Raw genomic sequence first — 10,334 nt, 5'->3', positions numbered from 1 at the left:
TTTGAGCAGTAGCGGATGATACCCAATTATTAGAATGGGAATATGAATCGAAAAGCTTACGAGACTGATAGCACGGATGTTGAATGAGCAATCGTTAAACCATTGATTCCAGTATCTCAACCCGGTGGACGTCCGCGTTTCAGAAGTACGCGCGAAATTATTAACGCTATCTTCTACATTCAACGCTCTGGCTGTGCTTGGCGTTTACTCCCACACGAGTTGCCGCCCTGGCAAACGGTCTACTATTAGTTTCGCACTTGGAGTATTGCCGATGTGTGGGGAACGATGCTCAAAACTGTGCGCGAACAACTGCGACAAGCGATGGGACGAGTGGCAACACCGAGTGCTGAAATTATTGATGCTCAGTCAATCAAAACGACTGAAGTGGGCGGCACAGAACGTGGATATGACGGTGGCAAGAAGGTCAAAGGACGCGAGCGCCACTTGCTAGTTGATACGCAAGGATTCGTTCTCAAAGCCAAGATACTTGCTGCCAACACAGTAGATCAGGAAGGCGCAAAGCATCTGTTAGACAATGTTCAATTTCCCCGCTTGCAGCATCGGTGGGTCGATGGAGGGTATCGCACCACGTTTGTCAGTTGGGTTCAGGAGCAATTGGGATGGAGTGTGCAGCGCGTGCAACAGCCCACTGCTGGGTCATGTCGTCGCATCGTGGCTCCGGGTGTAGAACTTGCTCCGATTGACTGCAGTTTCTAAGGTCATGCTACGTCGTTGAGTCGTGGAGCGAACTTATGGTTGGCTGGGGCGGTATTGACGATTGAGTCAAGACTACGAGTATTTGCCTGAAACGTCAGAAGCATTCATCTACTCTACTTCTCTCCGTACACTCCTGCGAAGATTGGCATTATTCGCTACTTCTCAAACGTCCTCTAACGGTTTATAGAGTGGTTTCATAACCCACATACATTTGATAGAAGATGCTTTCATTGAATCCCGATCCATTCATAATTGCCAGCTTACTGAAATACAAGGCGATCGAGCGGAAGCAAGCGATCGCTCATCGATGGCAACATTGAACTCCTAGCATCTCAAAACCCACTGCACAAACCAAGTCTCAAAACGCCTTGCGCCAATGAGGTTTGAGACCCTCAGCTTAGGCTGCCGCTGCCGAGCGAGAGCTGCATTAAAAGCCGCTTTGAGACAATCTGCTTGGGCATCCGCCTGAAAAATGGCTTCTGGCAGGCACGCTTAGCGTTGCAGCGAGGACAGTGTCATACCCATTTGATCAAACTGGCTCAGTTGTGTAACCGGACGGCGATGGTGTAGGACGGACGCTGTTTCGGACTCCGCTGTGATTTAACGAGCCGAAACTCGGGGTCGATGTAAAGATGCTCTAGCTGGGGCGTGGCTTGAAAGATAGTGGTGAACCGTTTAGCTGTTTTTTGATCCAAATTGGCAAAGTTAGGCACTGCAACCAAGTCTTTTTGTGCGGCTACCCTGGTAAACCAGGCTTCCGCTCGTTCAGGGTTAAGCGGCATTGGTCCAAAGCGCAACTGCTGCTGAATCGCCACGTTTTGGATACACCACTGTGCGTTAGCAATTTGATATTGCTGGATGATCATGAAGTCGTAAGCGAACAGGAAAGATGGCAGGTGCTTCACCAACGGCAGCTGCTTGCCTGGCGCATAACGAGCGATGTTAGCATAGTAGCCATCCGCATGAAAGATTTGGTAGGACTGCTCGCGCAACCGTCCAGGAATCGTATCTTGAAACGGAATAGTCGACCAAAGCGGTTTCCAGACACCGATGACGATCGCCGCTTGCGCTTCGACTTGGGGACAAGGATTGCGGGTACTCAGTTCTGCAAAAACGGGTGCTAGGGTTTCCTTAAAAAACTGGACTTTTTGACTCAAAGCATCGGTATCCCGCTTTGCAGTCAAGCGCAATAGTTCCTGCTTCAGTGCCTCTGTCGATCGTTGGTGCAACGGCTTCAAACCTAACCTGTGTTCTACCATACCTTACCGCTCGCTTCGTTACGTTCTCTACTGTTGTAGAGTTTGGCTCACTCTTAGGATAGCGAGCCTCGCTGAAGCTTTAAGGATGATCGTGCTTAATTCTGATGATGCCCGGTTAAGTTGACAGTACCATGTGCACAGAACGACCAAAAGCGGTTGTGGCTAACTTGAAGCAGTTAGCGGCGCTCAGTGAGGCAAAGCTTTAATCGTTCCCTAGAAACTGCCGATTGCCTAACAATACAGATGCAGCAACGGCGGGCAAGGCGATTGGCGCACGCTGAGCAGCTTCACAAACTACGCCAGCAAGGCTATCAGGTTCTCGTGGCATTATCGATCAATCTGTTTGCAGCGGCTTTGTCGCGGCTCCACAAACCCGTTAACTGGTGTACTAAGAGCTTGCATGTTCTTTTGCAGCAGCAAACAACCATTCCTGCTTTAGTTTTTCGATCGCCACTTCCTTCTGCTTCGCTTCTACTTCAATCCACGGCACAGTGCGGTAAGCGCTGGGCATAACAGTGATGACATCACTATGGCGTGGGTCACGAAAGAAGTGACTACCGTTAGAAATGTGAACCAATTGCCACTCCGGTCTGGACCAGGTTGCACGTGCGGCTGTGATCATGGCTGCGACGCTAGGGTCTTCATAAGTGTCTAGCTGTTCATGAATGACGTGATGATGCGCATCGAACACCATCGCTACCTGAGCTTCCTGACAAATAGTAGCAATTTCGGTCGCACTATAAGTGTATTCATCATTTTCCAAGGTGAGACGGCAACGCACATTATCTGGCAAAGACCGAATCACCTGAATCAGACGTTGGGAGCGATCGCCCTTGCCCCCATGAATGTTCATCAAGGCCCAAGGCGATGGCGGCAACCCCAACAGGTCAAAGAGACGGGCGTGCGTTTTCAAAATCTTGATGCTATTTTTGATGACTTCGGCACGATCAGAGTTGAGTACCACAAACTGATCGGGGTGCAGCACCAATCGAATACCAAGCGTTAAAGCACGATCACCAATTTGCCGTAAGTCTTCAGTAAACTCCGTTAGGATTGACTCGCCTACAGGCTCGTCCGCAAAAGGAAACGTAGCAGAGGGCAGTCGATAGAGATGAATCTGCTGCGCCTGACAAAAATCGATCGCCACCCCTAACCGTCGTAAATTTTCCCCATATAAAGTCCGTAAAGCTTTTTGCTGTTCTGCTGCTTCTAACTGTAACAAGCGTTTGCGCGTGATGGTGCGATAACGAACGGCATCAGAGGTTGTGATGCAGACTAATCCTAGCTCAGGCACTGACCTTCATCCTTTACCTACTTGAGGAAAGTAAATCTTGGGACTGCGTTCTTTCCAGCCGTGTCACTTTCCATTGCCAAAACTGTTCTCCTCACTGTCAATACTAACAGTTGTTACCTGACGCAGGTGAACTCAGTGTAAGGGTTCGCTTGAGCAGCTGAAATAGCCTCAAACTCAACACCTGTGCTTTTCAACAGCCTGCTCTAAGCGAATTGTTGTGCTGTCATGACCCAGAGAACAACATGCCATTATTCCTTGCTCTCACCATAAATTTGCTGCCAGTAATAGGGCTGTACCTTACGTAATTTTAGAGAGTGGTGCTGAGTTGGCTCTAGCTTGTCAGGAATACCCACTTCAACGTTTAAGCCCCAGTACGCTAATCGCTCTTGTCGCCGAGTTGGGCTATACCTGGCAGGAAGAAGATTGGCTCCTTGAGCGGGGTTACCTGTAATCAGGAGCAATGGCAGTTGGTGCAAACACTTGCTTACAGGTTGGGTGGGTTGTGCAAAGGGATATGCTGGGTTTGCGATCGCCCTACAAAGCTAGTATTCGATGGCTCCAAGCAATTACATGGGCAGAGGGAGTCTGCAACTGAGTATCTAGAAGGCTTTCAAATTTATGCCTATCGAGGGCTGTGGCTCAGCGACCGCTTTCGGCAACCACCCTGTCAATGAAAACCGATTTGGTTATTTTCCCATCGCAGTTCTGAACACCCAGCGTCGTCACGTTGAGGTCTAGTTAGAACGAGGGCTTCTCAAATTCAACGAACAGGGGACTTGTCCAAACTTTTGAATCATCAACTTGGCGACCCGCTAGATAGATAGGGACAAAGCCATGCGATTGGGATTGCGGAGCTAGTGTAAATTCACCGCTTAAGTCCCGAGGCATCTGTTTTTCACTCACACGCTCTACGGCAACAAAAAGCTCTGCTCCACCCAATTCTTGGCGCAAATTTGCTTGCGCTAGCAATTCTTGTCCTGTGAATTCCCAGGTAAACTCAGGACAATGGATGTAGGGATTATGCTGCAGTGCGCTACCAACCTTGGTGTAGCTGCCAATTTGAATATGCAGGCGAAAACGAGCTTGGAGCAAGTCAGATAATTCTAATTCGATTGCATCACTGTCTCCGTAGGTATCCGAACGAAACTCTAGCTTGAGAGGGCTGGCTCGTCTCACATATTCCTCAGGATGCTCCAATCCATAGGCTTGATAGCTCTGCACAAGTGTATGGGAGTACTCTAATACCCCGCGCCATTCTGCCCAACGATAGCGATCCTTAATGCGCGCGCCTCCCCATCGTAGCCGAATGCGATCGGAAGAATAACCTGCCTCCGCTTGAAGATTACGGCTCCACAACAAGCCTGTATCTGTATAAGCAGCAATCTCATCCCAGCCGCTTGTACCTAAAAACCGATACTGCATCTTGACTGAATCGGCTGCGGTAAACTCATCCCCTTGAATGTGGGAACCCGACCACAGCAGTGCAACCAGACGATCGCCCGTTGTTGCCCAAGTATGTCGAGCGCGTAGGGCATGATTAATGGCTGATTTAGTTAGGGATGGAGCAATCACCCCGGTCAATCCGCCATTTACACCAAAGACGGCTGTACCCGGAACGCCGCCACCACATCGTCCTCGATGCTCATCTCCATTGGCAGACACGCCAACCTTATAGCCCCGACGAATAGCATCCTGATAAAACCAGGGAAAATGTCCCCAGGCCGAGCCAATTTCAACCAACCGTTCTAATCGGGGATGATGCCAATCTAAAATGGCACGTCGCCCCCCCACATGAGGAATCAGCAAATGCTGATCTGGATCGTGAATATAAGCCGCAAACAGCCGATCGACGGGCCAGGTACCTGGAACTAGTTCCTGCCCCTTCATTTCTTCATTCCACTCAAACGAGCGCACTTGCTTACCCTGAGGATCGTAGGGAAATCGCACTTCATTTCCCAGAAAAATCACATTGCGATCGCCGCCGGCAGCAGAATTGCCGCACCACTCCGTTCCGGGATAGCAGAGAAATTGTCCTTCTTCAGTAATCTCTCGACATTGTTTGACATCCTCCTGCCACCGTTCTTTAGTGATGTTAAAGTCGTTTGCGGTGTAGCCTAAAACATCTAATCCGGCAACATCTCGACCATAGGTGAAATTGTATTCCGTGCTATTGGTTCCAACCGTGTTGTTGGAATGCACATGCAAGTCAGCAAAAAAGGCACGCGGATAAGCCAAGTCAGATTCTACAGTGACAGGCGTTAAATCACTTTGTAAATGGGTTCCAATCAAAGTGGCTTGAAACAGTGTTTCTTCGATCGCTGCCAAAGTCAAATCCGTTTTGGCAACTGCCCATCCTTGCTCGGGGAAGTTAAGTTCTTGCTCGACGATTGCTCCAGATGTACTTTGCTGAACTAATTTCAGCGATTTGCCTAAGTTCCAACAGGTATTGCCCCAGCGGTCTTCAGCTCGAACTCTTAAAGGAAAAGCTGTTTCTGCTCTGACTAATCGAGGGCTAATCACGGTCAGCTTTTCGGGTGTTCCAGGGACAATATCCAGCACAACATCCCCTGGAATAGCAGCAAAGCGAGAGGTGCCAACGGGATCAATATAGGCGCGAAAACGGAAGCCTTGCTCGACAAAGGTTTGCACACGGGTTCCGGGTCCCCCGGCACGACGATCGCCCAAGCGAATCAAGATGTGATCTCCGGGTTTGAGATAGCCGTCTACAATGTCAATAATGATGGCTTTTTGAAAGGGGCGTTCATGTCCTTTTTGATCAAAGCGCACCTTGAGTGCTTGCACCGTAGCAGGGCTTTCCCCCAGAAGGGTTGGACGCGCCTGATATTCCGCAGAAATATAGTTGGCGGCTAAAGGATCTTCAGTCTGAAATAGCCCCCAGTCTGAATAGAACTTGAATGTCACTTTAATCCAGGCACCATCTGCAATCCCAGAAGCGCCAACCTCATAGTCGAGCAGAATTTCTTGCCAGCTTCCAGCTTCGATCGTTTGGGTTGAACAATGCAGTTGTCCTAAAAAAGGTAGTGTGCTGACATATTCCAAATACCCTTGAGGATGGGCATATTCCCCCAAACAATCCAGCGTTTCGTCCACAATATTGTTCCTTTTATAGGCTAATTCTTAGATCTGGAAGCATGTACTGACGTTTGCAGCTTATCTGTCATTCGCAATAATTCTTGGGCAACCAAAGTGAGTAACGCCAAAAGGGCAAGCAGCGAAGCACAAGCGAAGGCAGCAACGGTTTGATATTCGGCATATACCTGTTCAATGTGTAGCGTTAGCGTGTTGGTTTCCAGAATCAATTTCCCAGAGATGACTGAAACAGCACCAAACTCACCGATCGCCCTGGATGTACAGAGGATGACGCCATAAAGCACAGCCCAGCGAATCGTAGGAAATGTAACGCGCCAAAAGATTTGCCAAGCATTTGCCCCTAGTGTCTGTGCGGCTTCTTCCGCTTCGATTTCCATACTTTGAAAGACTGGCAGCACTTCCCGCGCCACGAAAGGCAGCGTTACAAACAACGTCGTCAGCACCATTCCGGGCAAGGCAAAAATTACTTTAAAGTTGCTCGCCTCTACCCAACTGCCAAAAATGCCCACTGTCGGACTGTAGAGCAGGATAAACATTAATCCCACAACCACGGGTGAAATAGCGAGTGGTAAGTCTAGCAACCCTACTAACACCGACTTACCCAAAAAATGATAGCGTGCCAGGATCCAGGCGATCGCAATCCCAAAAACCGTATTCACTGGCATCGTGATCAGCGCAATCGCTAAGGTCAACACGATCGCATGTTGGGCTTCAGGCGTGGTAATGCCTTGCCAGTAAGCAGTCATGCCATTGGCAAACGCTTGGTAAAACACCGTTAGCAAGGGAAAAAGGACAACAATTGCCAGAAAGGACAGCCCTAAACCAATGAGAAGATAGCGACCCCAAGGAAGCTGTTGTAATCGCAGGGCAAGCTGCTTGGGCAGAAATAGGCTAATTCTCATATCGCCGTGCCCACCATTGCAGCAAGTTAATACAAACCAAAACAACTAGCGAAATGATGAGCAGGACGATCGCAACAGCTGTGGCTCCACTGTAGTCGTACTCTTCTAGACGACGGTAAATATAGACAGAGCTAATCATCGTCTCGTAGGGAATATTGCCTGAAATTAAAACGACGACTCCATACTCACCAACACCTCGGGCAAAGGCAAGCGTAAAGCCTGTAAGAATTGCCGATAGCAATTGCGGAAAGATTACTCGCCAAAATACTTGTCGATCGTTGGCTCCTAAGACATAGGCAGCTTCTTCTACCTCTGGCTCTAGCTCCATTAAAACAGGCTGTACAGTGCGCACCACAAAAGGCAGCGTCACAAAAACTTTGGCAAACACCACACCGATCACAGATGAAGTCAAGTTAACGGGGGAGAACCCCAATTGCTGTAGCCCATTTCCTAAAGCAGTGCCGGGATTGAGGTGCCGCCCCAACAGCCCATCTGGACCGTATAGGGATACCAAAGCAATTCCCGCCACCACCGCAGGCATCGCAAACGGTAAATCTACCAAACCATCTGCAAATCGCTTACCGGGAAAGTCATAACGCACTAGAATCCAGGCAAGAATCATCCCAAACACGCTGTTGATGAGCGCTGCCAGAATTGCTGCCGAGAAGGACAGCTTATAGGCTTCTATGGCAGCCGGCGCTGTAATGACTTGCCATAGCTCCTGCCACGGACGCTTGGAGGCTTGCAGAAAGATGACTCCTAACGGCAGTAGCAGGATGAAACTTAGGTAAGTTAGCACTAGCCCAGAAAACAATGCCCGACCTGCATTTCGGGGAATAGGATTCGTGCGACTTATCATGATGCTTACGGTTTGCCTGCTGCTTGAGCCACATCAAACAAGCCACCATCAGCAAACAGTTTTTTGTTGACCGCCTGCCATCCGCCGAAATCTGCGATCGTGTAGAGTTTGTCTACAGGTTTGTACTGGCTAGATTTTGTAGCAAAGGCTTGCTTGTCGATTGGGCGATACCCTGCTTGGGCAAAAATTTCTTGCGCTTTTGGGGTAAACAAAAACGCTGTAAATGCCTCCGCAACCTTCCGAGTGCCACGCTTATCAACAGTTTTGTCAATTACAGTTACCGGAAAATCGACCTGAATATTGTTCGTTGGCACAATATAGGGATAATCATCAGGAATGGCATCGTTGGTGAAGATGATTTCATTCTCAAATGTCACCAGCACATCCCCAATCTTGTTTTTGACGAAGGCATCTGTGGCTTCTCGTCCATTGCCCACCAGCGTTTTGATATTTTTAGCAAAGCCGTTTAGATAAGTGTTTGCTGCTGGTTCACCTTCGGCCTTTGCTAGCGCACCATAGCCAGCTAGAATGCCCCAACGAGCATTGCCAGAGGTTTGAGGATTAATTGCCACGATCGACACCCCATCTTTTGCCAAGTCTCGCCAATCGCTGATCTGCTTAGGATTGCCAGGACGGGTGACTAACACCATGACAGTATTCGCGGGAGAAGCTTGGTTGGGTAAGCGTTTACTCCAGTCAGCACTGACAAACCCCTTTTCAACGAGTGGAGCAACATTGCTTTGGATATTCTGAGCCAAAATATCTGCTTCTAAACCTCCTAAAACGGCTCTCGTTTGAGCGCCAGAAGCCCCATAGGATTCTTTGAAAGTCACCTGCTGACCTGTTTTCTCTTTCCAGTCGGCTTGAAATGCTGGAATGATTTTGGAATAGAGGGGCTTAGCCACGCCATACGATACAAACGTCAGATTAACAGCAGAGGGGGTTCCCGTTGCCTGTGTCTTAGATGCTGCGTCTTGTCCAACTTGCCCCGACGGCTGGGGCTGAGTGCAAGCCGTCATTAAAAAACCTGCTGTAAATAGAAAGGTATACAGCACAGAGCGCCTTTTCATAACTCTCTCTTGATAACGGACAATCTAGAGGTTTCTGTTAGAATTTCACAGCCCAACCTACTTTCAAACAAGATACACCGAAAAGTCGACTGATAAATGTGAGTTTATAAAATTATCAGCTCAGTTTTTGAGCAAGTAGCTTCAAAAAATTGGAAAACTTAGCATGCTTAAGAGAGAGTACCCCACTTATGTGAGGAGAGCTAAAAGGCAAGTTGACTATTGAGATACACGCAGCTCAATGGCAACATTGAGTTAACGGACTCCACGTTCGATCATGCGTCTGAGATTTGTAATCCATAGTCAATTTGCTTCATCGCAGACTCAACTGCTCCTAAGCCGATGGAGCACAGTTGCTCGGCTTGGGAGTAGACATAATTAACAATCCGAGTCTGGTATTTGTCGAGATACGCCTCGAAAACGCGGCGAGCTTGCGCTGATAATTGGTGAATGCGCTTTTGCCTAAGCAGGCGGTGTTAGTCTTGCCACTCTGGTACTTGCTGATCATGCTTCAGTCTCACCTGTTGCAGCAGGGTAGCTATAAATTAATTAGTAGTAGACCGTGGAGTAGAGTGGATACTTGTGGGGCAACAGTCACCTTTCTTGAATGCCCATTGGGCTATAGCGCAGCCACCAGCACATAGAAGAGCGCTTGCATGACCTGCATCAAGTGGACACTACAGAGTCTACTGATCGAACTCGGTGGCTTTAAGAGAGACGCAAACAAGGTGTACTGTGCGGGCAAGAAATCTGGAAAAACTAGCTACATTAAGCGATTCAACATCTTGTGGCAGCGGGTCGGATGCTTAGGTTGTCAAACCTTGTCATTCTTGAAAGAAGTTAAGTAATACCAGGTTCAAAACTAGACGTTACAGCTCAAGCGAGCTACCCTCAACCCCTCTCCCGAGGGGAGAGGAATTTTGCCTTTAGCACTCTTCTCCTAGAGGAGAAGGGCTGGGGATTGGGGCAAAGGCTCTGTAGCCCTTGCAATTTAATTTGGTATCAGAGGACATTTGAGCAGTAGCGGATGATACCCAATTATTAGAATGGGAATATGAATCGAAAAGCTTACGAGACTGATAGCACGGATGTTGAATGAGCAATCGTTAAACCATTGATTCCAGT

The 10,334-nt window shown here is 48.6% G+C and carries 9 protein-coding genes and 2 pseudogenes; 2 read left to right on the top strand and 9 right to left on the bottom strand.

Annotation, left to right across the window (positions count from 1 at the left end):
- The first annotated feature begins 90 nt into the window (after positions 1–90).
- Positions 91–904 (top strand): annotated as a pseudogene (locus H6F76_RS02955) (IS5 family transposase).
- Positions 905–1,256: 352 nt separating this feature from the next.
- Here the strand turns inward: H6F76_RS02955 and H6F76_RS02950 are convergent.
- The 4 genes from H6F76_RS02950 to H6F76_RS02940 form a co-directional block, all read right to left on the bottom strand.
- Positions 1,257–1,976, bottom strand: coding sequence for a hypothetical protein (locus tag H6F76_RS02950; protein ID WP_190505788.1), 720 nt, complete (start codon positions 1,974–1,976; stop codon positions 1,257–1,259).
- A gap of 202 nt (positions 1,977–2,178) precedes the next feature.
- A complete protein-coding gene (locus H6F76_RS30845; protein WP_277881177.1) occupies positions 2,179–2,304 on the bottom strand; it encodes a hypothetical protein in 126 nt (41 codons plus the stop codon).
- A 60-nt stretch (positions 2,305–2,364) separates the two neighbouring features.
- Complete coding sequence (gene uvsE / locus H6F76_RS02945; RefSeq protein ID WP_190505786.1) at positions 2,365–3,270, bottom strand: UV DNA damage repair endonuclease UvsE; 906 nt, start codon at positions 3,268–3,270, stop codon at positions 2,365–2,367.
- 248 nt (positions 3,271–3,518) lie between these two features.
- The gene (locus H6F76_RS02940; RefSeq protein WP_190505783.1) at positions 3,519–3,746 is read right to left on the bottom strand and encodes a hypothetical protein; all 228 of its coding nucleotides are present in this window, start codon (positions 3,744–3,746) and stop codon (positions 3,519–3,521) included.
- Here H6F76_RS02940 and H6F76_RS02935 point away from each other — a divergent pair.
- A complete protein-coding gene (locus tag H6F76_RS02935) occupies positions 3,738–3,944 on the top strand; it encodes a hypothetical protein (protein ID WP_190505781.1) in 207 nt (68 codons plus the stop codon). The two genes, H6F76_RS02940 and H6F76_RS02935, sit on opposite strands and share 9 nt — an antisense overlap.
- A gap of 64 nt (positions 3,945–4,008) precedes the next feature.
- Here H6F76_RS02935 and H6F76_RS31325 read toward each other — a convergent pair whose 3' ends face one another.
- The 5 genes and pseudogenes from H6F76_RS31325 to H6F76_RS30225 form a co-directional block, all read right to left on the bottom strand.
- Entirely contained in the window at positions 4,009–6,381 is a 2,373-nt protein-coding gene (locus H6F76_RS31325; RefSeq protein ID WP_199321885.1) for a DUF3604 domain-containing protein, read from the bottom strand.
- 20 nt (positions 6,382–6,401) lie between these two features.
- Positions 6,402–7,283 carry a sulfate ABC transporter permease subunit CysW gene (gene cysW, locus H6F76_RS02925; RefSeq protein ID WP_190505779.1) on the bottom strand — a complete coding sequence of 294 codons (882 nt, stop codon included), beginning with the start codon at positions 7,281–7,283 and terminating at the stop codon, positions 6,402–6,404.
- Complete coding sequence (cysT, locus tag H6F76_RS02920) at positions 7,273–8,142, bottom strand: sulfate ABC transporter permease subunit CysT (protein ID WP_190505776.1); 870 nt, start codon at positions 8,140–8,142, stop codon at positions 7,273–7,275. Before cysT ends, cysW begins: the two co-directional genes overlap by 11 nt.
- A 5-nt stretch (positions 8,143–8,147) precedes the next feature.
- The gene (locus H6F76_RS02915; protein ID WP_242036497.1) at positions 8,148–9,212 is read right to left on the bottom strand and encodes a sulfate ABC transporter substrate-binding protein; all 1,065 of its coding nucleotides are present in this window, start codon (positions 9,210–9,212) and stop codon (positions 8,148–8,150) included.
- 200 nt (positions 9,213–9,412) lie between these two features.
- Positions 9,413–9,619 (bottom strand): annotated as a pseudogene (locus tag H6F76_RS30225) (ISKra4 family transposase); the annotation flags it as partial.
- Positions 9,620–10,334: the final 715 nt, after the last annotated feature.

The sequence above is a fragment of the Leptolyngbya sp. FACHB-321 genome, assembly GCF_014695975.1.
Lineage (GTDB): Bacteria > Cyanobacteriota > Cyanobacteriia > Leptolyngbyales > Leptolyngbyaceae > Stenomitos.
The sequence above is the reverse complement of the archived record's forward strand: the minus strand, read 5'-3'. Positions and strand labels throughout refer to the sequence as shown.

Coding starts and splice junctions, on each gene's coding strand:
- H6F76_RS02950 (WP_190505788.1), bottom strand. CDS start 1,976: ATGGTAGAACACAGGTTAGGTTTGAAGCCGTTGCACCAACGATCGACA.
- H6F76_RS30845 (WP_277881177.1), bottom strand. CDS start 2,304: ATGCCACGAGAACCTGATAGCCTTGCTGGCGTAGTTTGTGAAGCTGCT.
- cysW (WP_190505779.1), bottom strand. CDS start 7,283: ATGAGAATTAGCCTATTTCTGCCCAAGCAGCTTGCCCTGCGATTACAA.
- cysT (WP_190505776.1), bottom strand. CDS start 8,142: ATGATAAGTCGCACGAATCCTATTCCCCGAAATGCAGGTCGGGCATTG.
- H6F76_RS02915 (WP_242036497.1), bottom strand. CDS start 9,212: ATGAAAAGGCGCTCTGTGCTGTATACCTTTCTATTTACAGCAGGTTTT.